Origin of the sequence: Cupriavidus pauculus (assembly GCF_022179805.1) — a bacterium.
Lineage (GTDB): Bacteria > Pseudomonadota > Gammaproteobacteria > Burkholderiales > Burkholderiaceae > Cupriavidus > Cupriavidus pauculus_E.
This window is the reverse complement of record NZ_BPUO01000002.1, coordinates 196,965-220,404: the sequence shown is the minus strand read 5'-3', so window position 1 is coordinate 220,404 and position 23,440 is coordinate 196,965. Positions and strand designations below refer to the sequence as shown.

Sequence of the window (23,440 nt, the reverse complement as noted above, 5' to 3'; positions counted from 1 at the left end):
TTGGCGGGCAAGTTTCTACCGCTGTCCCCCATCCTCCGCATTCCTCCACGCCTGCACGAACTTGCGCAGGTCGCCGGCTGACGCGTCGGTGATGGCGTAGTAGCGCATGCTGCCGGCCGTCCAGCTTTCCAGCTGATATCCCTGCCGGATCCGCTCGCCCGTCCCGGGCCCTTCGCCGGGCATCACGAATACATCGATCGGGTGCTGGTTGCGGCGATATACGAGCACCGCCACGCGCCGGCCATCGACATAGTCGACACGGCCACCGATCAATGGAAAGCCCGCCGATGCCAGGTCGCGCACGTCGGGTGCGTAGTCGATGCGGCCGTTGAACCATGGCTTCACCGTGTGCTGGTCGGTGGACGCCACATCGGCGGCATGGTTCGAGATCAGCCCGCGCACGTGGCTGGCCACGATGGCGCCGGCCAGTACGTCGGCGGGCGCGGGCCGGACGCTGTACTGGAACATCCCCAGCCCCACGGCCGCCACCGTGACGGCGGCCAGCGCGGCATTGACCGGCGGCGACCACGCGAACCAGCGGCGCCAGCCTGACTGGGTGTCTGGCACGGGCGCCTCCGCAACGTCTGGCTCATCCGTCGCGGCGCCGGGCAGCGCGTCGAGAATACGGGCGCGCAACGCGGCCGGCGCGCGCTGGTAGGCGGCGCCTTGCCGCGTGGCGCGGCGCAATGCCTGCAGGTTGTTCAGCGCGTCCACGCACCCGTCGCAGTCTTCCAGATGCCGCTCCAGCCGGACGCTGTCGGCCGCGCCGACTTCGCCGTCGGCGGTAGCCTGCAGCAGGTGGCGAGCTTCATTGCAATCCATGGCGCGGGTCTCCTGCTGGTGGGATGGGATCGCTCGATGCCGGCACGCTGCCGGCGGCCGCTTGCTGCGCGCCGGCACGCAGCGCCACCACGGCGGCGGCCAGCATGCGGCGCCCACGCGCCAGCCGCGACATCACCGTGCCGACCGGAATGTCGGCAATCCGCGCAATGTCGCGATAGTGCAGCTCTTCGAGTTCACGCAGCACCAATACCTCCCGAAATGCCACCGGCAGCCGCTCCAGCGCGGCATGCACCAGCCGGATGTCTTCCTCGCGCAGCAGCCATTGCTCGGGGTCGCCCGGTGCGCCGTGCCAGTCCGGCAGGTCGGCATCGAGCAGGGATTCGTCATAGCCGGTTTCCGCCGCCGCCTTGCGCTTCTGCCACGTGGTGAACCATGTATTGCGCACGATGGCCAGCAGCCAGGGGCGCGGCTGGTCGCCCCGAAAACTGCCGAAGAGCCGGAATGCGCGCAGAAAGGCCTCCTGCACCACGTCGTCGGCGTCGCCGGGATTGCCGCATAGCCAGCGGGCAAGGTTGTAGGCGGCATCCAGGTGCGGCAGCACCAGGGCTTCGAATCGGCGGCGCGGATTGGCGGCGTCCAAGTCAGTCCTTCGGAGTCGGATCGGCAGGGCACTGCGGCATGGGGCGTCTTCCTTGTATTACCGGTGCTGCGCCGATTCTATTCCCGGCATCGGACGAAATCCAATGGTGTTATCCCGGGCGCACGGCCACGCGCTTCGGGGTATCCATCCGGCGGGAATAAACACGATGCCGCGCCGGTATGACAGGCACCCCCAACCCTGGAGACGGTCATGCATCGAAACTGGAACCGGCGCGACATCCTGCGCCTGGCGGGCGCCGCGGGCGGCGCCGTGTTTGCGTCGGCATTGCCTGGCTGGGCAGCCGGGCGCGACGAGGATTTTGTCTTTGTGCAGTTGTCCGACGCGCATTGGGGGTTCGAAGGCCCGCCCAATCCCGATGCGCGCGGCACCTTGCCCAAGGCCGTGGCGGCCGTCAATGCCTTGCCCAAGCCGCCCGACTTCGTGATGTTCACGGGCGACCTCACCCACACCACCGACGATGCGGAAGAGCGCCGCCGCCGCATGCGCGAATTCCGCGACATCATCGCTCCGCTGCGCGCGGGCGCCGTGCACCTGATGCCGGGCGAGCACGACGCCAGCCTGGACAATGGCGCGGCCTTCCAGGAGCTGTTCGGGCCGACGCACTACACGTTCGATCACAAGGGCCTGCATGCGATCGTGATCGACAACGTGTCGGACCCCGCCGGGCAGGTAGGCGAGGCCCAGCTCGCGTGGCTGGCCGCCGACCTGGCAAAACAACCGCGTGACGCCCGCATCGTCGTGTTCACGCACCGGCCGTTGTTCGATCTCTATCCACAGTGGGACTGGGCCACGCGCGACGGCGCCAAGGTAATCGACCAACTGATGCCCTATCGGAATGTCACGGTGTTCTACGGGCATATCCACCAGGAGCATCACCGCATGACCGGCCACATCGCCCACCACGCGGCGCGTTCGCTGATGTTTCCGCTGCCGGCGGCGGGGTCCCAGCCGCGCCGCCTGCCGGTGCCGTGGGACGCCGCGCACCCTTACCAGGGACTGGGTTGGCGCGAGGTGAAGGCCACCGCGCAGCCAGGCAAGGATGCCTTCGATCTGGCCGAGCAGCCGGTCATAGGGAGGGCCTGACCATGGCGCGCATCATGAACCGGCGCACGATGCTGGGGATGCTGATGGCCGCCGCGCTGGGGCCGGTGATCGGCGATGCCGCCACCCCGCGTGTCATATCGATGCGCGCGAGGCGCTTTGTGTTCATACCGGACCGCATCGCGCTCAAGCCCGGCGAAACGGTTGTGCTGGCGATCACGGCGGAGGACGTGATCATGGGCTTCTCGGCTCCGGACTTCGCCGTGCGCGCTGACCTGCCGCCCGGCAAGGCGGTGGAGGTGCGGCTGACGGCCCCGAAGCGGCAGGGCAGCTACGGCTTTCTGTGCGATATCTTCTGCGGCTCGGGGCACGAGAGCATGGGGGGCACCATCGACGTGGCGTAGGCTCACGCATCGTCGGCATACTCGGGCGGCCGCGTCTCCGAATGCGCGCGCGCGTCGCCCGCGTTCCCGGCGCGCGCCGCCTTGCGCCGCACATACCAATGGTGCGCCCGGTCCAGGTAGAGATAGACCACGGGCGTGCTGAACAGCGTGAGCATCTGCGACACCACCAGGCCGCCGACCATCGCCCAGCCCAGCGGCCGGCGCAGCTCCGAACCGGCGCCGTGTCCAAGCATCAGCGGCAGGCCGGCCAGCAGCGCGCACATCGTGGTCATCATGATCGGACGAAAGCGCAGCAGGCACGCCTCGTAGATGGCGTCGCGCGGCGCCATGCCGCGTTCGCGTTCGGCCACCAGCGCAAAGTCCACCATCATGATGCCGTTCTTCTTGACGATGCCGATCAGCAGGATGATGCCGATCAGCGCGATCACCGTGAAGTCGTAGCCGCCCAGCATCAGCACCGCCAGCGCGCCCACGCCGGCCGACGGCAGCGTCGACAGGATCGTCAGCGGGTGCACGTAGCTCTCGTAGAGCAGCCCCAGCACGATGTACACGGCAATCAGCGCGGCCGCGATCAGGTACGGCTGCGACGCCAGCGATGCGCCAAACGCCTGTGCCGTGCCCTGGAATGCGCCGGTCAACGTGCGTGGCTTGCCCATCTCGGCCAGCGCGCGGTCGATGGCGTTCACGGCTTCGCCCAGCGACGCATTCTGGGCCAGGTTGAACGAGATCGTGACGGCCGGAAACTGCCCCTGGTGGCCAATCGACAGATACGCGGTGCGGCTGGTGTCGATGCTGACGAACGACGACAGCGGCACCTGCTGCCCGGTGATGGGCGATGTAAGGTACAGCTTGTCGAACAGCCTCGGGTCCTGCTGCATGGCGGGCGTGACTTCCAGGATCACGTGATAGCTGTTGATCTGCGTGAAGTACTGCGCCACCTGACGCTGGCCCACGGCATCGTAGAGCGTGGCGTCGATTTGCGAGGGCGTGATGCCGAAGCTCGACGCGCGCGCCCGGTCGATGGTCAGCACCGCGGCCGCCGCCGCGTTCTGCTGGTCCGATGCCACGTCGGCCAGTTGCGGCAGTTGCCGGAACCGCTCCACGATGCGCGGCGCCCAGCGGTTCAGCTCGTCCAGGTTGGCATCGGTCAGCGTGAACTGGTATTGCGTGCGCGACAGGCGGCCGCCCACGTTGATGTCCTGCCCGGCCTGCAGGAACAGGTTGGCGCCCTGCACCTGCTGCAGCTTCGGGCGCAGCCGTGCGATGACCTGGTCAGCCGATGCAGTGCGTCCATCCTCCTTCGGACGCAGGCTGATAAAGAAGTTGCCGGTGTTGACCGTGTTCTGGCCACCCGTCATGCCCACTGCGGCCACGTCGGGGTCGTGGCGCACCACATCGGCCAGCGCCACCATGCGCGCGTTCATCGATTTGAACGACGCGTCCTGCGCCGACTCGGCGGTGCCAAACAGGAAGCCTGTGTCCTGCTGCGGAAAGAAGCCCTTGGGGATGATCACGAACAGCGCCACGGTGGTGGCTACCGTCAGCAGGAACACGCACAGCGTCAGGAACTGGTGGTCCAGCACGTGGTCGAGTCCGCGCCGGTACGCGCCCAGCATCGCGTCGAAGCCGCGTTCGAACAACTGGTAGAGCCGGCCATGTTGCTCGCCGTGGGCTGGATCGTGCGGCTTCAGGAAACGCGAACACAGCATCGGCGTGAGCGTCAGCGACACCATGACCGATACGGCGATGGTCAGCGTGACGGTCACCGCGAACTCGCGGAACAGCCGGCCCACGATGCCGCCCATCAGCAGCAGCGGGATGAACACGGCCACCAGCGACACCGAGATCGACACGATGGTGAACGCGATCTCGCCCGCGCCCTTCAGCGCGGCCTCCATTGGCGTCATGCCGGCTTCCACATGACGATAGATGTTCTCCAACATCACGATGGCGTCGTCCACCACGAAGCCCACCGCGATGGTCAGCGCCATCAGCGACAGGTTGTCGCGGCTGTAGCCCAGCAGGTACATGCCGCCGGCCGTGCCCAGCAGCGCAAGCGGCACGGTCACGCTCGGGATCAGCGTGGCCGGTACGTTGCGCAGGAACACGAAGATGATGCCCACCACGAGCACGATAGTCAGCACCAGCGTGAATTCCACGTCGGCCTCGGACGCGCGGATGTTCTGCGTGCGGTCGGCCAGCACGTTGACGCTGACCGACGCCGGAATCGACAGTTGCAGGCGGGGCAGGGCGGCCTTGATGCGGTCCACCGTGGCAATCACGTTGGCGCCGGGCTGCTTGGTCACGGCCAGGATGATCCCGCGGCCGTTGTGGAAGGTGCTGCCCGCCGGCGCCGCGGCGCCCCCGTAAGCCCAGCCGGCCAGCTTGGCGTTCTCGGGGCCGTCCACGGCCTGGCCCACGTCGCGCACGCGCACCGGCGCCCCGTTGCGGTAGGCCAGCACGATGTCGTTCCAGGCGCTGGCCTTGGTGATCTGGTCGTTGGTGTAGACGTTGAACGCCTTGTTGGCGCCGTCGGTGGCGCCGGTGGGCTGGTTGACCGTGGTCGACGCGATCACGCCCCGGATGTCTTCCAGGCTCATGCCCATCGCGGCCAGCTTGCCGGGGTCTACCTGGATGCGCACGGCCGGCTTCTGCTGGCCGCCGATGTTGACGAGCCCCACGCCCTCGATCTGCGAGATCTGCTGGGCCAGGATGTTGTCGGCAAAGTCGTTCACGGCGGTCAGCGGCAGCGCGTCGGACTGCACCGCCAGTACCAGGATCGGCGCGTCGGCCGGATTGATCTTGCGGAACGACGGCGGGCTGGGCAGGTTGGTCGGCAACTGGCCGCCGGCGGCGTTGATGGCAGCCTGCACGTCCACGGCAGCGGCGTCGATGCTGCGGTTCAGGTCGAACTGCAGCGTGATCTGCGTGGACCCCTGCGCGCTGGTCGACGTCATCTGCGTCAGGCCGGCAATCAGCGAGAACTGCCGCTCCAGCGGCTGCGCCACGTTCGACGCCATGGTCTCCGGATTGGCGCCGGGCAGGTTCACCGTGACCTGGATGGTCGGGAAATCGACTTGCGGCAGCGGTGCGATCGGCAGCAGCGGCCAGGCGGCCAGCCCGACCAGGAACAGCGCCAGGGCCAGCAGCGACGTACCGATGGGCCGCTTGATGAAGTTGGCGGAAACGCTCATGGGTGCGCGCCGGAAGACCTGGCAGCCCCGGCAGTCGCCACGGCGGGGGCGCTGGCCGGTGTCTCGGCTATCCGCACGCCGGGCTTGAGCTTGTACTGGCCATCGGCCACCACGCGGTCACCCGCCGCCACGCCGCCCGCCATCACGGCACGCGCGCCCTGGAGTTCGGCCACCTGCACCGGTTGCATCCTGACGGTCTGGTCCGCCTGCACCACATAGACATAGGTGCCCGCGTCGTTGCGCTGGATGGCCGACGCCGGTACCACCACGGCGTGGTCGCGCCGGCCCAGCACCAGCCGGGCGTTGACGTACTGGCCGGGCCACAGCGTGTGGCGCGGATTCGCAAAGCGGGCCTTGAGCTGGATGGTGCCGCTGGTCGTGTCGATCGTGTTGTTCAGCAGGATCAGCTTGCCCTGGCCCAGCGCGATGTCCGAGCCGCGCTCGTTGGCAAACACGGCCAGCGGCGTGGCGCTGGCGTCCATGGCGCGGTGGATGTTGCCAAAGGCGTCGTCGGGCAGCGTGAAGACCACGTCGATGGGGTCGATCTGCCGGATCACCACCAGTCCCGTGGTGTCGGTGGCGTGGACGATATTGCCGGGATCGATCAGCCGCGCGCCGACGCGCCCCGACAACGGCGCGGTAATGGTCGTGAAGTCGAGCTGCACCTGGGCCAGCGCGATCTGCGCCTCGTCGTTGCGAACCGTTGCCGCGAGCTGGTTCACCAGGGCGCGCTGCGTGTCGACCGTCTGCCGTGTGGTGGAATCGGACCGGATCAGGTCCTCGAAACGCTGCAGGTCCAGCCGGGCGTTGACCAGTTGCGCCTCGTCGCGCGCCTTGGTGGCCTGGGCCTGCTGTAGCGCGGCCTGGAACGTGCGCGGGTCGATCCGCGCCAGCACCTGGCCCGCCTTGACGTCCTGGCCCTCGACAAAGCCTACGCTTTCGAGCTGCCCGTCAATACGTGCCTTGACCGTCACGGTGGCCATGGCCTGCACGGTTCCCACGCCGGTCAGGCCGATGTCGACGTCCTCGGCGCGTGCCGTGGCGGTACTGACCATGACCGGCGGCACCGGGGCGGGGCCGGCATGCGGGCGTAGCAGCCGGTACGCCGCCCATGCGGCCAGCAGCACGGCAACGGCAACAATCAGCGCAATGGCCAATGGCCGCCGGCGAGACAGTAAAGTAGCGGACATGGCTTCGACATCCATCGCTTGACTCGACAAGGATAGGACGCGCACCGTAGCCGCGATACGACAGGAGTATTACTGTCTATTACGATGCGCTTGCAGTCGGGGCATCATCGGGCTTGCGGCCAACTCTTCATCAGGCGGACCACCATGGAAACCCAGGAAAGCACCCTGACCCTTGCATTGCTGACGGAGCCGGCCCGCGCGGCCATCTGCCGCGCGCTGCTGGAGGCGGGCGAGGATGGCCTGCCGGCCATCGCGCTGGCCCAGGTGGCTGGCGTGACGCTGCGCCGCGCGGCCCACCATTTCCAGGAAATGGTCCAGGCGGACGTGCTGGCACTGGTGATCCGCGATCACCAGGTCTGCTACCTGCTCAAGGCGCGCCGTGCCGTGCGCGAGGCACTCGGGTACGTGGACAGCAGCGGCCTGAACTAGACGCGCTGGCGGTTTTTCGTCACCCTCTGTATTTGTGGCGTTTAAGACGCCCGTCTGAACGCGCCAGTTGACGCATCCCGTCAACTGGCCGGCGCGGTCATTCGTTCATCCGGGGCGGCCCTGCGAAACGCATACGCCGCCTCGCATCAGGAATCCACTGTGAAACTCTCGAACCGGATCATGGCCCTGCCGCTATGGGCGATCCTGTACTTCATCTGCGGCTACGCCTCGCACAAGATCAACGGGCCGTTTGCCGCCACCGGCTATATCTGGCTGCCTGCCGGCGTGACCGTGGCCGCGTTCATGCTGGCCCCGGCCCGCCGCTGGGCGGGGCTGGCGCTGGCGTTCGTGGCCGCGCAGATGCTGCTGGGCGAGGTGGAAGGGCGCGACGCGTTTCGCATGCTGCTGTTCTCGGTCGACGAGATCGGCTTTGCGGCGCTGGCCGTGGCGCTGGTGCAGATGCGGCGTTTTTCGCTCGAAGGGCTGGCGTTCCTGCGCGGCGTGCTGCTGGCTGCAGTGGTCAGCAGCGTCGGCGGCGCGGTGCTTGGCGCCGGCTGGTTCTGGCTGTTCCTTGACGTGCCGTTCTGGGCCACGGCCAAGGTGTGGGCGACGGCCGATTTCGTGGGCGTGCTGATTGTCACGCCGGTGCTGGCCGGATGGGGCCGCTTCAGCGCGGCGCGGTCCGGCGGGCGGCGCCGCATTGAATTCCTGGCCGGCCTGGCCGCGCTGCTGGCCGTGCTGGTGACCTCGGCGGTCGTGTTCGACGGCACGCGGCTCGTGCAACTGTCGCTGGGCGTGGCGTATGCGCTGACCTATATCCCGCTGTTCTTCGTGGCCATCGTGGCGCTGTTGCTGGGCGGGCGGGGCGGCTCGGTGGCGGTGGCCGCGCTGTCGGCGCTGGTGCTGCTGAACACCGCGCAGGGCGATGGCCCGTTTGCCGATACCGCCGTGCACCACGGCTATTCGCTGCTGGTGGCGCAGCTCTACCTGGCGGTGGCGGCCCTGCTGACGCTGCTGATCAGCACGCTGCGCACCGCGCGCGAGCAATTGCACGAGGCCGCCGCACGCCGCCAGAACGACGTGGACCTGGCGCTGGCTGCCAGCGGGCAACTGGTCTACAACCTCGACCCGCATAGCGGCCGGCTGCGCTGGAGCGGCAGTGTCGAACAGGTGTTCGGCTTGTCCGAGGCGGCATTCGCCACGCTGGACGACGTGCTGGCCAGCGTGCATCCCGACGATCGGGCCGCCGTGCGCCGTCGCTGGCTGCGCGAAAGCGCGGGTGAGGTGGGTGGCGATTTGACCTTCCGGGTGCTGCTGCCGGCTGGCAGCAGCACGACCGTGGTCGACATGAGTGGCCCGCTAATGGACGGCGACGACTCCGTGGCACTGGTGGCCGGCGCCTGGCGCATCGTGGCGCGGCACGACACCGAGGGACGGCGCGCGGCATGACGACGGAACAGGCGCCACGCACTGGCGCCTTGCTGATCCACGGCCTGGGCGGTACCCAGTACGACCTCGGGCCGATGCACAAGGTGCTGCGGCGCGGCGGCGTGGAAACGCACGCCGTTACGCTGCCGGGCCACGGCGGCACGCCCGAGGACCTGCTGTCTGTACGCGCCGAGCAATGGATCGACGCGGTGACCGAGGCGTACGACGCGCTGGTGGACCAGTACGAAACCTTCCACGTGATCGGCATGTGCATGGGCGCGCTGCTGACCACCGTGCTGTGCGAGCGACGCCAGCATCGCAAGGGCCGCCTCGTGGTGCTGTCGGCGCCGGTCTTCATCGATGGCTGGTCGACGCCGCCCTACCGGTGGCTGCGCCATGTCGTCTACCGGCTGCCCGTGCTGCCCGCGCGGATCAAGGTGGAAGAAAACGAACCGTTCGGCATCAAGAACGACCTGGTGCGCGCCATCGTCAAGGCCAAGTTCGAACGTGGCGACAACTTCCACTATCGCTGGGTGCCGCTGACCTGCGTGCGCCAGGTGGACCGCCTGCGGCGCTGGGTGCTGGACGGCGCGCGGCGCGTGCCATGCGAGACGCTGGTGGTGCATGCGCGCGAGGACGAGCTGACGTCGGTGCGCTCGGCGGACTTCCTGCTGGCGAACGTGCCGAAGTCGCGCGGCGTGGTGGTCGAGAACAGCTACCACATGATCTGCGTGGACAACGACCGCGAACAGGTCATGGCCAGCGTGGTCGAGTTCCTGGGGCTCGAAGCCAGCGCCGGGCGGCTGCGCGCGCGCCGGGCCGTGGACGCGCCGGCGCTGCCTGGCACCCCGGTCATTCCCACCAGCCCGGACAGCCCGTCAGAACACGCGCCCCAGCTGTAGGTAGATGTTCCACACGCCGGCCGGCGCGGCTGCAAAGCCGAAGTAGAGCGGCCCGATCACGCTGTTGCCCCCGATGAACACGCTGGCGCTGGACTTGTACGGGCCGCTGCCGAAGTTGCGCCGCCTGAGCCAGACATCGCCCACTTCCAGACTGCTGCCGAACACCGTCGTGCGCAGGCCCGGCAGCGTGAATTCGCGCAATTCGTTCAGGTAGGTGAGCCGGCCGTATAGCAGGTAGTTGCCCGAGAACTGGTCCGGCGCATAGGCGGACAGCCGCTGGAATCCGCCCAGCGTGAAGCCCAGCCCGCCGCTGACGCTGTTGTCGGAGCGGTGGTCGTTGTAGGTCATGGCGCCCTCGGCTGCCAGGTTCAGCGTATGGCGGCCATGGCTGACCGCCCACAGGGCCTTGGCGTGCACGTCGTCGAAACTGTTGTCGACGCCGCCGAACGAAAGCTGGTTCACCGCATTGAAGTAGTAGCCCTTGCGCGGATACAGCGGATCGTCGAGTTGGTCGATGGTCAGCTCGGCGCGCACCACGGGTTGCCGCACCGACGCGCTGAAGCGGCCAACCAGCGGGCCGCCCACCAGATAGTCGGAGTAGTAGCGCACCTGCTGGTAGTTGGCGCCAAGCCGGAACTCGCCCAGACGGCCGATCGGCAGGCCGAAGTCCAGCCCCGCGATGGCCGTATCGACGCGCACGGCGGTCAGCGGCGTGGCGTTGCGGCTGGGCCCGTTGTCGGGATAGATATCCACGTGCTTGCGCCCGTACTCCAGGTACGGCGCGATATAGAAGCCCAGGCGGTCGAACACGGGCTGCCGCAGCTCGGTATGCCATTTGGCCTGGCTGCTGCCCAGCACCACGTCGTTGCGCCATTCGAGCCCGCCTTGGGTGAGCCACGGATAGCGGTGGCCGAGCTGCAGGTTGAACGCGCCCTTGCCGTCGAAGGTGGTGGACAGGCCAAAGCCAAACAGCAGGAACTGCGGACCCCACGATTTTTCCTGCGCATCGACCTTGAGCACCGAACGGCCATTCTCGGTGACCAGCTCCTGCGTGACGGTCTCGAAATCGCCGGTGGTCGACAGCTGGTTCAGGTCGTGGTTGATGGCGGCGGCGTCATAGCGCTCGCCTTCGCGCGTGCGCAGGTACTGGCGCACATACGAAGGCGGGATGCGGCCCGAGGTATGCACCTCGATCGCATCGACCCGGCGCGTCGCCACGGTGGCCACGCGCGCGGCACGGGCGGCCACGTAGTCGTCCCATGCATCACGGGGCAGGGCCAGCGCGGCCAGCCGGGGCGCGCTGGCCTGGGCGGCGGCTTCGCCGCGCTGCACGCCGTCGTGCGCGTGCGAGAAGTCCGAGAATGTCAGCGTGCCCAGGTCGGGCTCCAGCAGCACGTCGCGCGGGCCGAGCAGCGCTTTCTGCGCCACCACGTTCTGGTTGGTGAGGATGGTCACCATCTGCTGCGTGACGGCCGCCGGGGAATCGAGGTTCGAGGGATCGTCGAGCGGCGTGGCCACGTTGACCGCGATCACGATATCGGCGCCCATGTCGCGCGCCATCTGTACCGGCAGGTTGCTGACCAGCCCGCCGTCGACCAGCGTGCGGCCATCCACCGGAAACGGCGCGAACAGCCCCGGCACGGCGGCGCTGGCGCGGATCGCGCGCGGCAGCGACCCGTGGTCGAGCACCACGGGCGCGCCGGTGCCCAGGTCGGTGGCGATGGTGCGGAAGGGCACCGGCAGGCTGTTGAAATCCACATCGCCAGGCCAGGCGGCCGTCCAGTCCTGCAGCAGCGACAGCAGCCGGTTGCCCTGCACCAGCCCGACCGGCAGCTTGACGCCGTCCTTGCCCAGTCCGGCGGAAATGCCGATCGGATACCGGAAATCGTCCTCGCGTAGCGTCTGCGGCAGTTGCGCGCGTTCATTGCGGTCGAACACGATGTCGGCCAGGTTGACCTTGGCCAGCCGGGCGTCCAGCTCGTCAGCCCCCAGGCCGCTGGCGTACAGGCCACCCACCACCGCGCCCATGCTGGTGGCCGCAATGCAGTCCACCGGCACCCGCATCCGCTCCAACGCCTTGAGCACGCCAATGTGGGCATAGCCGCGCGCGCCACCGCCGGACAGCACCAGGCCGATGCGGGGGCGGGCGCCGGCGCTGTCACCGGGGCCGGCGGCCGGCTGGCGGGGCTGGCATTGCGCCAGGGCGGCCTGGCATGACAGCAGGCCGGTCAGGAACAGTCCGATCAGGACGATCCAGCCCGGCAGGGCGGTAGCAAGGGGTTGGCGAGACATGGCTGGTCTGGGCAAGGCGGAATACAGGGGTTGCATCAGGCAACGCGGCAGCGCGGCTTTTCGGGGACACGACCGGGCGGCGGGCAGCGGCTTTCCGGGCCTTTCCGGGCACATGTTGACGCGGCGCCAGGGGTTTCCGGGAGGATCCTGCCATGTGTACGGGTAAACACCCATTCAGGTCTCGTCTTGAAAACGAAATACCCCGTCCCTATAATTAGCACTCGCTGGGGGAGAGTGCTAACAGCCAGTTGGCCACTTCCCTGCGGTATCCCGAAAACCAGATGGCCGCGCCGAAACGATTCGGAAGCCGGCCATCTTGTGAACTGAAACTCACTTTTTTGTATTTAGGAGTCCGTATGAACCTGCGTCCTCTGCACGACCGTGTGATCGTGAAGCGTCTGGACAACGAAACCAAGACCGCGTCCGGCATCGTGATTCCCGACAATGCAGCCGAGAAGCCGGATCAAGGCGAAGTGCTCGCCATTGGCCCGGGCAAGAAGGATGACAAGGGCAACAACATCGCCCTCGACGTGAAGGTGGGTGACCGCGTGCTGTTCGGCAAGTATGCCGGCCAGGGCGTGAAGGTGGATGGCCAGGAACTGCTGGTCATGCGCGAAGAAGACATCATGGCTGTCGTCAACAAGTAAGACGACACCCGTCTCTCACCAGACATACACCAGATTCCGACCGTTCCGCTTTTTTAGCCTGGAACGGTCATTCCAGATTCGGAGATTCAGAACATGGCAGCAAAAGACGTAGTGTTCGGCGACGCCGCACGTGCCAAGATGGTTGAAGGCGTGAACATTCTCGCCAACGCAGTGAAGGTGACGCTGGGCCCGAAGGGTCGCAACGTTGTGCTGGAGCGCAGCTTCGGCGGCCCGACCGTGACCAAGGACGGCGTGTCCGTGGCCAAGGAAATCGAACTGAAGGACAAGCTGCAGAACATGGGCGCGCAGATGGTCAAGGAAGTGGCTTCCAAGACCAGCGACAACGCCGGTGACGGTACCACCACCGCAACCGTGCTGGCCCAGTCGATCGTTCGCGAAGGCATGAAGTTCGTGGCCGCCGGCATGAACCCGATGGACCTGAAGCGCGGCATCGACAAGGCCGTGGCCTCGGCCGTGGAAGAGCTGAAGAAGCTGAGCAAGCCGACCACCACCAGCAAGGAAATCGCCCAGGTTGGCGCGATCTCGGCCAACAGCGACGCCTCGATCGGCGAGCGCATTGCCGAAGCCATGGACAAGGTTGGCAAGGAAGGCGTGATCACCGTGGAAGACGGCAAGTCGCTGGCCGACGAGCTGGAAGTCGTGGAAGGCATGCAGTTCGACCGCGGCTACCTGTCGCCGTACTTCATCAACAACCCGGAAAAGCAGGTTGTTCAACTGGACAGCCCGTTCGTTCTGCTGTTCGACAAGAAGGTTTCGAACATTCGTGACCTGCTGCCGGTGCTGGAGCAAGTGGCCAAGGCTGGCCGCCCGCTGCTGATCATCGCTGAAGACGTGGAAGGCGAAGCCCTGGCCACGCTGGTGGTGAACAACATCCGTGGCATCCTGAAGACCGCCGCCGTCAAGGCTCCGGGCTTCGGCGACCGCCGCAAGGCCATGCTGGAAGACATCGCCATCCTGACGGGCGGCACGGTGATCGCCGAGGAAATCGGTCTGACGCTGGAAAAGGCCACGCTGCAGGACCTGGGCCAAGCCAAGCGCATCGAAATCGGCAAGGAAAACACCATCATCATCGACGGCGCTGGTGACGCATCGGCGATCGAAGGCCGCGTGAAGCAAATCCGCGCCCAGATCGAAGAAGCCACCTCGGACTACGACCGTGAAAAGCTGCAAGAGCGCGTGGCCAAGCTGGCCGGCGGTGTTGCCGTGATCAAGGTTGGCGCTGCCACCGAAGTCGAAATGAAGGAAAAGAAGGCCCGCGTGGAAGATGCACTGCACGCTACCCGCGCTGCCGTTGAAGAAGGCATCGTCCCCGGCGGTGGTGTGGCCCTGCTGCGCGCCCGCGCTGCCATCTCGGCCCTGACCGGCGAGAACCCCGACCAGAACGCCGGCATCAAGATCGTGCTGCGCGCCATGGAAGAGCCGCTGCGCCAGATCGTGCTGAACGCCGGTGAAGAGGCTTCGGTCGTGGTGGCCAAGGTCATCGAAGGCAAGGGTAACTACGGTTACAACGCGGCTTCGGGCGAGTACGGCGACCTGGTGGAAATGGGCGTGCTGGATCCGACCAAGGTGACCCGCACCGCGCTGCAGAACGCCGCTTCGGTGGCTTCGCTGATGCTGACGACCGACTGCGCCGTTGCCGAAACGCCGAAGGAAGAATCGGCTCCGGCAATGCCGGGCGGCATGGGTGGCATGGGCGGCATGGACGGCATGATGTAAATCACGCCTGACAGCCGGGCCATCGAGCCTGTCTGAAAAAACCCCCAAGGGTGAAAGCCCTTGGGGGTTTTTGTTTTTTGGGGTGGTGGCTTGGCAGAAATCACCTGGTGTTTTCTCCCCTCTCCCTCCGGGAGAGGGGCGGGGGAGAGGGCCAGCGGGTCAATTGCTGACGTGATTGGCAAGCAGAACCGCTTTGCCCTCACCCCCAACCCCTCTCCCGCCTTGCGGGAGAGGGGAGCAAACCGGACGCGGCGGCGGGTCAAGCTAAACCTCCACCACCTTCCCCCAATCGAACACCGGGTTCTCTGGCGTGCCATGGCGCCTTGAGATATAGCCGCGCGGGTTGCAGACCACGCGCGTGTCGTCGATCCAGTAGTCGAAGCTCGTGTGGGTATGGCCGTGAATCCACAGGTCGGCCTGGGCCACGAGGTCGGGGCGGCGCGAGATGAAGCCGGCGGACACGATGTCGTGTGCGTAGCGGGCGTCGAGGCTGCCCAGGTCGGGGCCGTGGTGGGTGACCACCACGGTCTTGCCGTCGAAGGGCTGGGCGAGCGTATCGGTCAGCCACGCCGTGGCGGCACGGTGGCGCGCCAGCGCGTCGGCGGGGGTGAACGGGCGCGGCTGGCCGTCGTCGCCGGCCGTAGCGATCAGCCGATGGTCCACCACCACCTTGGCGCAGGCGGCCATGGCCTCGTCGATGCGGTTCTCGCCATAGAGCGCGTAGTCGGTCCACCACGTGGCGCCGATCACACGCACCGGGCCGCCGTCGGCGTCCGGAAACTCCGCGACCGATCCGTTCAGCAGCGTCACGTTGGCGGTGTCGGCTGCGCCGTCGGCCATCAGGCGGTCCACCGGATCGAAGGCGCTCTCGTAGTACTCGTGGTTGCCCGGCACGTAGAGCACGCGCTGGCGGAAGGTGCGGGCGGCCCAGTCGATGCCGTCGCGGCCGTTGGCGATGTCGCCGGCCAGGATGACCACGTCGGCGGCGCAGTCGGGTATGGCGTCCGGCGTGTTGTGTTCCAGGTGGATGTCGCTGAGGATGCGTAGTTTCATGGGGACTCCCGCTGGCGGCAACGCTGGCCGCGATGCGCCGATTGTCCCATGATTGCCGCCCGTGCGACCCCTCCCCGGGAACAACCCGGAGAGGGCGCACGGTCCCCCGTCGGCAATCGCTGCCTGCGTGCTCGCGCCCCTTGGGCTATTGCGAGATGCGCAGGATCTCAGAGGCCAGCTTCGAGAAGCATGGCCGCAGGTCGTTGATGGTGGCCGCGTAGCAGTAGATGCCGGTCGGCTGGTTCTTGTTGTAGCCGGTGGCGTCGGCCGTGTTGGCCATCCGCTTTAGCAGGTCCGCATCGAGGGAGCCATTGCCGCCCAGCCCCAGCGTGAAGATATAGACCCCCTGCGTGCGCAGCGACGACGCCATGGCCAGCGGCACGTTGTACGACGCGTTGAAGATGTTCTGTGCAATCGATTTGCTATCCGCCGCCGCCGTCACGGTCTTGGGCTGGCTGCCTACCATCAGGAATTCGGTATCGGCCGGGTCGTGGGCGTTGTAGTACTGGGGAATCTGCTTGGGCAGTTCGTTGCTGGTCAGCGTGCCGTCGTCGCAACTGCTGTTGACCTCCGAGTCCTGCTTGTCGAAGGCAAAGTAGCCGTTGACGTCATCGTTGTTCTTGATGCCTTCGGACATGATGCCGCCCGTGCAGTTGGTGCCCCCCACTGTCTTGTAGGCCGCGGCAATCGTGTTCGGATTGCCGTCGGAGAAAAACACAATCACGCGCAGGCTGGAGCGGTTGGTGCTGGTAATGCTGTTGAGCTGGCTGCGTGCCTGCCACATGCCTTCGGCGTAGTTCGTGTAGCCGCCGTTCGACAGGTTCGTGATCTTTGTCTGCATCGCGGGCCGGTCAAAGCCGCGCGTGGTGGTGCGGATGGCCACGTCGGAGACAGCCCCCGACGAGAAATGCACCAGCCCGACCCGGTCCGTCGACGGACTGAACTGGTTCAGGAAGCTGTTGGCGTTGCTGCGCACGGTGCTCCATACGTCTTTCATCGATCCTGACGAATCGATCACGAAGACCATGTCCAGGTCCTTGCGGATGGTCGTGGACGTGGCCGCCACCGCCACGTTCTGGAAGCCCAGCACCTTCATCAGCGACAGCGGCATGGTGGCCGTGGCGGACACCGCGATCGTGACCTTGCCCTGGTCGAACGTGACGCTGGGCGTGTTCAGCTTCGGCGTGCCACGCAGGTAGCCGGCCGGGAAGTTGGCGTTGAAGAAGTCGGTGGCGGCCTGGCGTGCGGCGGCGGTCTGCTCGGACTGCGTGGTGCCGTTGGTGACGGCGCGCGCGGCGGCCACGGCCGCAGAGTCCACGGCGGCGTTCAGGCGTGCCTTGGTCATGTAGGCCATGCCGCCGTCGATGCCCAGGCCCGCCGCGCCCACCAGTCCAATCATCAGCACGGCGGCGATCAGCGTGATCTGGCCACGTTGCCGTGGCTTCTGTGCGTGCGGCCGTGCCGGAATGCGTCGAGCTGTCATGATGGTCTCCTTCGCGCGGCTCAGAACGTGGTGGACGAATAGAGATTGGGGCCCAGCGTCGGCATCTGCAGCACGCCCATGGTCAGGCCCTGGAAGAACATGTTGAAGCGGTACCAGCTTTCCACTACGTAGATGACTTGTCCGTCGGTCAGCTTGCCGGTCATGGCGTTGGCCGTGGGCGATCCGGTGCCCGCCGAGGGCAGGTTCTTGCACGAGCCGTCGCTGCTGTTGTAGCTGCCGCAGCCGTAGACCTTGCTGCCCGGCGCGCCGCCGCCGATGCCCCAGCCGTCCGTCCAGCGATATTGTTCCAGCACGATATTGCGCACGGTGCAGTTGGTGCCGCTCTTGTTGCAGTTCTCGGCATTGCCCATGACCTTGGTGATGTAGATCGTGCCGCGCTGCGCCATGTTCAGTGGTGGCGTGGTCTGGGCCAGCGAATCCATGATGGTCTGCGGCAACTGCGAACTGCGCGACGCCAGGCTGGCGCCTTCGCGTGTCAGGTTGGTCAGGATCAGGTTGGCCTGGATGGCGCGCGCGAAGTCGATCACGGGCAGCGTCAGGAAGATGAAGATCGGCAGCAGGATGCCGAACTCGATGGCCGCGATGCCGCGCATCTTCCCGCGCCGGGTCTGGCGCAGCGGGCGGCGCGCGCGTGGCTGCTGCGGTTGACGATGGAGCCTGGTGGTCATGGCGGTACTCCCTGAGGCCGGATGTCCGGTCAGAACGCTTCGTTGCGCATGGTGGCGGCCACGCTGAAGTGATACTTGCCGCCGTTGGCCTTGAAGTAGGCGGCCACCAGCGGCGTCATCAGCGGCCAGTCGCATGTCACCTGGATCACGATGATGTCGCCAGCGTTGCCGAACATGCCCGCGCCGTTCGGCGTCGACGAGCCGTTGACCCAGGTGGTGACCTTGGCCTGCGACATGTCGTAGACGCCCAGCGAGCTGTCCTGGATCTTCTCCAGCACGGCGCGGTAGCGCGCCGGACTCTGGCTGGCATCGAGGCCCGTCTGTCCGGTGACCGCGTAGCGGGCGCCTTCGCGCACCGCGTGCTGCATGGTCAGGTTGGCCCACATCATCGCGCCGAAGTCGACGATCGAGAACAGCAGCAGGAAGAACACTGGCGCCACCAGCGCAAACTCCACCGCGCTGGCGCCGCGCTGGCTGCGGGCACCGCGCAAGATCCTCAGGCGTCCTGGCATGATCAGTCTCCCTGTCCCATCATGAACGGCATCAGCGAGCGGTAGAACTGCAGCGCGGGCGGCCCAAGCAGCACTACCATCAGCGACGGCAGGATGAAGAAGATCAGCGGGAACAGCAGCTTGACCGCGATCTTGGCCGCGCGCTCCTCGGCGCGCTGCCGGCGCCGCGTGCGCAGCGTGTCGGCCTGCACGCGCAGCGACTCGCCGATGCTGGTGCCGAAGCGGTCGGCCTGGATCAGCATGCTGGCCAGCATGTCGACGTCTTCCACCGCCGTGCGCAGCGCCAGGTTGCGCAGCGCCTTCTCGCGCGACAACCCGGCGCGCAGTTCCAGCACCAGCAGCTCCAGCTCGTCGCACAGCGCCGTGCCGCTGCTGCGCAGTTCTTCCACTACCTTGAGCAGTGCGGCGTCCAGCGCCAGGCCCGCTTCCACGCACACCGTAATCAGGTCCAGCACATCGGGGAACGATTCGAAGATCTCCTGGCGGCGGCGCGCGATGCGGCGGCGCAGGACCAGGTCGGGCAGGTAGAAGCCGGCAATCGCTATCGCCAGCATGGCCGTGGGCAGCATGCGCGGGTTGTCCTCGACCAGCACCCCGCCCGTGGCGATGAACAGCACCGCCGGAAACACCAGGGCCAGCAGCGTCTTGGCGGCGAAGTAGACCGGAATCGCCGACGGATTGCGCCACCCCGCGTTCATGAAGCGGGTGCGCAGCGTGGAGTTGTCCCAGCCTTCCTTCGGCACCGCCAGCTTGGCCAGCGGGCGCGACACGCGCACCATGCGCTGCAGCCATTCTTCCTGCAGGTCCGGGGTGATGGCGTCTTCGGCCGGCGCCTGGGTGGCTTGCGTGATGCGCCGGCGGATGGTGTTGGGCTGCGCCAGCAGCATGGCGACCAGCACCGCGCCGAAGGTGAGCACGAAGGTCAGCACGAGTATCAGGATCTGTCCGGCTTTCATGGTCGGCTCCTTGGCTTCAGACGTGAATCCGTACGATGCGGCGCATCCAGACCAGCCCCATCGCCATCAGCGACAGCGCGTAGCCGACCACCCACGGGCCCGCAGGATCGTCGGCCAGCGGGTCCAGGAATTCCGGGTTCAGCACGTACATGGCGCCCGCCACCGCGAACGGCAGCAGCGCCAGGATGATCCCGGACAGCCGGCCTTCGGCCGACAGCACGCGCACCTGGCCCATCAGCTTCATGCGCTCGCGGATGATGTGGCTGACGTTGCCGAGGATCTCGGCCAGGTTGCCGCCCGATTCGCGCTGGATCAGCACGGCAATCACCAGGTAGCGCAAGTCGGGCAGCGGCACGCGGTCGGCCAGCGCGCTGAGCGCGTCGTGCATCGACGTGCCGAAGTTGATCTCGTCGAACGTGGCGCGGAACTCGGCGCCGATCGGATCCGGCAGTTCGTCGCCGGCCATGTCCAGTGCGCTGGAAAACGAATGGCCGGCACGCAGCGCGCGGCTGATCATGTCGGCGGCCTCGGGCAGTTGCTGCTCGATGCGCATCAGGCGCTTGTTGCGCGCGTGGCGCACGTAGGCGGCCGGCAGGCCCAGCCAGACCACCGCGCAGACCGCCACGGGCGCCTCGGGCACATCCAGCACGCGTCCGACGATCCACAGCGCAATCGGCGGCAGCAGCGTCATGGTGACCAGTGACGACACCGTCCAGTGCAGGCCCGACTGCATCAGCCAGCGGTCCAGTGCGTCGCTGTGCGGCAGCCGGCGCAGCAGTGCGGTCATGAACGGCGTCTGCGCCAGCGCGCGTGCCTTCATGATCGATGCGGTGGCCTCGTCCTGCCAGGGTGTGGCGGCCACGGCGCGCAGGCGGCGGCCAAAGCGGCGTGCCGCCTCGCTGTGCCGGCGCTGCCACCACTGGTACCCGACCGTGATCGCCACCACGATGGCCACGAACAGGCAGGCGCCAAAGGCGATGAGAGTGTTATCCATGGCGGGTCTCCGCGTGGCGGTGGACGATGGTCAGACGTCGAAGCGCACCGATGGCTCGTAGAGCCGGTCCGGTACCGACAGGCCAAACGATTGCAGCCGGTCAGAGAAATGCGGCCGCACGCCGGTAGCGCAGAAGTAGCCCTTGACGCGGCCTTCGGCATCCACGCCGGTGCGCTTGAACGTGAAGATCTCCTGCATGTTCACCACATCGCTTTCCATGCCGGTGACTTCCTGGATGCTCATCAGCTTGCGCCGGCCGTCGGTCAGGCGCGACACCTGCAGGATCACCGTGATGGCCGACGTGATCTGCTGGCGCATCGTGCGCGGCGGCAGCGACAGCCCGGCCATGCTGACCATGTTCTCCAGCCGCGTCAGCGCGTCGCGCGGGCTGTTGGCGTGGATGGTGGCCAGCGAACCTTCATGGCCCGTGTTCATCGCATGCAGCATGTCCAGCGCCTCGGCGCCGCGCACTTCGCCCAGGATGATCCGGTCGGGCCGCATCCGCAGTGCGTTGCGTACCAGCGAGCGCTGCGTGATCTCGCCCCGGCTCTCGATGTTGGGCGGGCGCGTTTCCAGCCGCAGCACGTGGTCCTGCCGCAATTGCAGTTCGGCCGCGTCCTCGATGGTCACGATGCGCTCGGTGTCGGGGATGAAGCCCGACAGGATGTTCAGCATCGTGGTCTTGCCGCTGCCGGTACCGCCCGAGATCAGGATGTTCAGCTTGGCCTTGACCATGGCCTCGATCAGCTGCGCCATCGGCGGCGTCAGCGTCTGCAGTTCCACCAGGTCCTTGACCATCAGCGGATTCACGGCAAAGCGGCGAATCGACAGCAGCGGGCCGTCCACGGCCGACGGCGGGATGATCGCGTTGATCCGCGAGCCATCGGGCAGGCGCGCATCGACCATCGGGCTCGATTCATCCACGCGCCGTCCCACGCGCGACACCATCTTGTCGATCACCTTCATCAGGTGGGCGTCGTCGTGGAACGTCACGTCGGTCAGTTCCAGCTTGCCGCGCCGTTCCACGTAGACCTTGCTGGCCGTGTTGACCAGGATGTCCGAGATGGTGGGGTCGGCCAGCAGCGGCTCCAGCGGGCCGTAGCCCAGCATCTCGTCGCGCACGTCGGACACCAGGCGGCGGCGCTCGGCCTCGTTGATCGGGATATTGCGTTCCTCGATGATCCGCTCCACCAGCATGGCCAGCTCGCGCTTGACCTGCTCGGGCGACAGGCGTTGCAGCTTTTCCAGTTCCACGCGCTCGATGATGGTGGCGTGGATGTCGAGCTTCAGTTGCTGGTAGGCCGCCGTGGCGGCGCTGCCGTTGGCGGGGCGATCGGCGGTGCGGTCGGGTCCGCGGTCCACCGTGCGCTCGTTGACGCGTTCGGGCACGGTTTCGCCGGCTTTCTCGAAGAGTTGGGCGCGCAGTGACATGTCGGTTCTCCTGATCTGTTATGCGTGCCGTCCCACGGGCAGCGGCTGGGTGGTGTCGCCGCGATGGCGAAGCCAGCGCGCGAGCAGCCCTTCGTCCTTCTTCGCCGTGGCAGGGAAGGCGGTGTCGACCATCTGCTGCAGCGCGCGGGACACCGCGCTGGTCGGCGCGAGCTGCGGCACCGGCACGCCCTGGTTGGCGGCTTCGCGGGCGGTCTTGGCGTCGGTAGGCAGCGTGTGCATGATGCGCGCGCCAAGCGTGTCTTCCATGGTGCGGATGGTGATGGCCGAGTGCTTCTCGAACTGGTTGGCCAGCACCTGCATGCGGTCCATCGGATAGCCGAGCGAATGGAAGATTTCCATCATGTGCCGGCCGGCGCGCACGTAGGGCAGCGTGAGCTGCACCACCGGATGGATCGTGTCGCTGTGGTCCAGCGCCATGATCGACGCCGGGTTGATGGCCTGGCCCAGGTCGAACACCAGCACGTCGTAGGCCGGGCGCGCCAGGTCGAGAATGCGTTCCAGGTGCGCGGCCTTGACGTCGGCCGACTTGACCGGATCGCCGGCGCCGGCAATCACGTCGAGGTTCGGATGCGCGTGCGTGACGCAGGCGTCCAGCAACGCGGCATCGAGGCGGTCGATCTGGTGGCAGATGTCGTGCAGCGTGGCCGGAGGCGTCTTGTCGGTGACCACGAAGGCCGCATCGCCGAACTGCTGGTCAAGGTCCACCAGCAGCACGCGCTTGCCGCGCTGGGCGGCCACGGCGAAGGCAAAGTTCGCGGCCGCGAACGTGGTGCCGCTGCCGCCCTTGCACGATGCGAACGCGAACGTGCGGGCCTGGGTAGTGGCCTCGGCCTGATCGCGGGTGTCCAGGCGCGCCAGTTCCTCGTTGAACTCGCGCGGGTCCAGCGGCCAGCGCAGCACGCTGCGCACGCCCATGCGCATTGCGCGCATCAGCAGTTCGGCCGACGGCTGGGGCGTCACCAGGATGCACGGCACGTCGCCGGGTTCCGGAAAGCGCTGGCGCAGGTGCTGCAGCACTTCCATATCGAACTCGTCGGCCTGCAGCACCACGAAGTCGGTGGAGTGCACCAGGCCCGGCATGCCCAGCGCCTTGGCGGGGTCCACGCAGACCAGCTGCGGCTGGCGCCGGGTGTCGGCCTGCTGGGCCAGTGCCAGCATCTGCCGCGCGCGCGTATCGTCGGCGGAGACCAGTATCAGCTTTGCCATGTCGGCTCTCCTCGGGTGGTCGTTGTGGTTGGCGCCGCGTAGGGCGGGGCAGCGTTAGTGAGTTCTGTCAGTGCAGTCGGTCAGTGCGATCCGTTGCCGTTGCCGATGCCGATCACGAACGTGTTGCCGTCCGTGGGCGGGTTGCTGAACGACTGGCCGTAGCGGTCCATCGCGAACGTGGCTGCGCGGCCATCGACGCCGGTGACCGGGTCGGTGTTGGTGTAGCTCGCGTTCGGGTTCAGCGTCTGCATCATGCGCACGGTGCGCACCGATTCGCCGAAGTGCGCGTCCCAGACGGGCGAGGTGCTCATGCAGCCGGTCAGGCCGGCACCGAGCAGGGCGCCGGCGGCAAGGGCAAGCAGTCGAGTGGTCGAGATCATGATGTTC

At 67.1% G+C, this 23,440-nt stretch carries 21 protein-coding genes; 7 read left to right on the top strand and 14 right to left on the bottom strand.

Annotated features, from left to right (window positions below):
• Positions 1 to 15: 15 nt before the first annotated feature.
• Together MFF62_RS04635 and MFF62_RS04630 are read right to left on the bottom strand one after the other, a co-directional pair.
• A complete protein-coding gene (locus MFF62_RS04635; protein WP_238260671.1) occupies positions 16 to 822 on the bottom strand; it encodes an anti-sigma factor family protein in 807 nt (268 codons plus the stop codon).
• Entirely contained in the window at positions 809 to 1,423 is a 615-nt protein-coding gene (locus tag MFF62_RS04630; protein WP_238260669.1) for an RNA polymerase sigma factor, read from the bottom strand. Before MFF62_RS04630 ends, MFF62_RS04635 begins: the two co-directional genes overlap by 14 nt.
• Positions 1,424 to 1,633: 210 nt before the next feature.
• On the opposite strand from MFF62_RS04630, the gene MFF62_RS04625 reads away from it, so the two are divergent.
• Complete coding sequence (locus MFF62_RS04625; RefSeq protein WP_238260667.1) at positions 1,634 to 2,527, top strand: metallophosphoesterase family protein; 894 nt, start codon at positions 1,634 to 1,636, stop codon at positions 2,525 to 2,527.
• 2 nt (positions 2,528 to 2,529) lie between these two features.
• Positions 2,530 to 2,889, top strand: a complete 360-nt coding sequence (locus MFF62_RS04620; RefSeq protein WP_238260665.1) for a cupredoxin domain-containing protein — start codon at positions 2,530 to 2,532, stop codon at positions 2,887 to 2,889.
• A gap of 2 nt (positions 2,890 to 2,891) precedes the next feature.
• On the opposite strand, the gene MFF62_RS04615 is transcribed toward MFF62_RS04620, so the two are convergent.
• Positions 2,892 to 6,083 (bottom strand): efflux RND transporter permease subunit, encoded by a 3,192-nt coding sequence (locus tag MFF62_RS04615; RefSeq protein ID WP_238260663.1) that lies wholly within the window; start codon positions 6,081 to 6,083, stop codon positions 2,892 to 2,894.
• Positions 6,080 to 7,273, bottom strand: a complete 1,194-nt coding sequence (locus MFF62_RS04610; RefSeq protein ID WP_238260661.1) for an efflux RND transporter periplasmic adaptor subunit — start codon at positions 7,271 to 7,273, stop codon at positions 6,080 to 6,082. Before MFF62_RS04610 ends, MFF62_RS04615 begins: the two co-directional genes overlap by 4 nt.
• Before the next feature lie 144 nt (positions 7,274 to 7,417).
• Between MFF62_RS04610 and MFF62_RS04605 the strand changes: the two genes are divergently transcribed.
• The 3 genes from MFF62_RS04605 (at position 7,418) to MFF62_RS04595 (ending at position 10,032) form a co-directional block, all read left to right on the top strand.
• Complete coding sequence (locus MFF62_RS04605; protein WP_238260659.1) at positions 7,418 to 7,702, top strand: helix-turn-helix domain-containing protein; 285 nt, start codon at positions 7,418 to 7,420, stop codon at positions 7,700 to 7,702.
• A 180-nt stretch (positions 7,703 to 7,882) separates the two neighbouring features.
• The gene (locus tag MFF62_RS04600; RefSeq protein WP_238261208.1) at positions 7,883 to 9,151 is read left to right on the top strand and encodes an MASE1 domain-containing protein; all 1,269 of its coding nucleotides are present in this window, start codon (positions 7,883 to 7,885) and stop codon (positions 9,149 to 9,151) included.
• Complete coding sequence (locus MFF62_RS04595; RefSeq protein ID WP_238260657.1) at positions 9,148 to 10,032, top strand: alpha/beta hydrolase; 885 nt, start codon at positions 9,148 to 9,150, stop codon at positions 10,030 to 10,032. The genes MFF62_RS04600 and MFF62_RS04595 overlap by 4 nt, the downstream gene beginning before the upstream one ends.
• On the opposite strand, the gene MFF62_RS04590 is transcribed toward MFF62_RS04595, so the two are convergent.
• Positions 10,009 to 12,324: a patatin-like phospholipase family protein gene (locus tag MFF62_RS04590; RefSeq protein ID WP_238260655.1), complete on the bottom strand. Its 2,316-nt coding sequence runs from the start codon at positions 12,322 to 12,324 to the stop codon at positions 10,009 to 10,011. The genes MFF62_RS04595 and MFF62_RS04590 overlap by 24 nt on opposite strands.
• Before the next feature lie 356 nt (positions 12,325 to 12,680).
• On the opposite strand from MFF62_RS04590, the gene groES reads away from it, so the two are divergent.
• Together groES and groL are read left to right on the top strand one after the other, a co-directional pair.
• Positions 12,681 to 12,971, top strand: coding sequence for a co-chaperone GroES (groES, locus tag MFF62_RS04585; protein WP_008644494.1), 291 nt, complete (start codon positions 12,681 to 12,683; stop codon positions 12,969 to 12,971).
• Positions 12,972 to 13,064: 93 nt separating this feature from the next.
• The gene (gene groL / locus MFF62_RS04580; RefSeq protein ID WP_238260654.1) at positions 13,065 to 14,708 is read left to right on the top strand and encodes a chaperonin GroEL; all 1,644 of its coding nucleotides are present in this window, start codon (positions 13,065 to 13,067) and stop codon (positions 14,706 to 14,708) included.
• Positions 14,709 to 14,972: 264 nt separating this feature from the next.
• Here the strand turns inward: groL and MFF62_RS04575 are convergent, their stop codons facing one another.
• From MFF62_RS04575 to MFF62_RS04535, 9 genes are all read right to left on the bottom strand, one after another.
• The gene (locus tag MFF62_RS04575) at positions 14,973 to 15,761 is read right to left on the bottom strand and encodes a metallophosphoesterase (protein WP_238260652.1); all 789 of its coding nucleotides are present in this window, start codon (positions 15,759 to 15,761) and stop codon (positions 14,973 to 14,975) included.
• 145 nt (positions 15,762 to 15,906) lie between these two features.
• Entirely contained in the window at positions 15,907 to 17,244 is a 1,338-nt protein-coding gene (locus MFF62_RS04570; RefSeq protein ID WP_238260650.1) for a vWA domain-containing protein, read from the bottom strand.
• Between the two features lie 20 nt (positions 17,245 to 17,264).
• Positions 17,265 to 17,933, bottom strand: coding sequence for a TadE family protein (locus MFF62_RS04565; protein ID WP_238260648.1), 669 nt, complete (start codon positions 17,931 to 17,933; stop codon positions 17,265 to 17,267).
• A 29-nt stretch (positions 17,934 to 17,962) separates the two neighbouring features.
• Positions 17,963 to 18,445: a TadE/TadG family type IV pilus assembly protein gene (locus MFF62_RS04560; protein WP_238260646.1), complete on the bottom strand. Its 483-nt coding sequence runs from the start codon at positions 18,443 to 18,445 to the stop codon at positions 17,963 to 17,965.
• Positions 18,446 to 18,447: 2 nt separating this feature from the next.
• Complete coding sequence (locus MFF62_RS04555) at positions 18,448 to 19,401, bottom strand: type II secretion system F family protein (RefSeq protein ID WP_238260644.1); 954 nt, start codon at positions 19,399 to 19,401, stop codon at positions 18,448 to 18,450.
• A gap of 16 nt (positions 19,402 to 19,417) precedes the next feature.
• The gene (locus MFF62_RS04550; protein WP_238260642.1) at positions 19,418 to 20,395 is read right to left on the bottom strand and encodes a type II secretion system F family protein; all 978 of its coding nucleotides are present in this window, start codon (positions 20,393 to 20,395) and stop codon (positions 19,418 to 19,420) included.
• A 30-nt stretch (positions 20,396 to 20,425) separates the two neighbouring features.
• Entirely contained in the window at positions 20,426 to 21,826 is a 1,401-nt protein-coding gene (locus tag MFF62_RS04545; protein WP_238260641.1) for a TadA family conjugal transfer-associated ATPase, read from the bottom strand.
• A gap of 18 nt (positions 21,827 to 21,844) precedes the next feature.
• Positions 21,845 to 23,053, bottom strand: a complete 1,209-nt coding sequence (locus MFF62_RS04540; protein ID WP_238260639.1) for a CpaE/TadZ family protein — start codon at positions 23,051 to 23,053, stop codon at positions 21,845 to 21,847.
• A gap of 80 nt (positions 23,054 to 23,133) precedes the next feature.
• Positions 23,134 to 23,433 carry a hypothetical protein gene (locus MFF62_RS04535; protein ID WP_238260637.1) on the bottom strand — a complete coding sequence of 100 codons (300 nt, stop codon included), beginning with the start codon at positions 23,431 to 23,433 and terminating at the stop codon, positions 23,134 to 23,136.
• Positions 23,434 to 23,440: the final 7 nt, after the last annotated feature.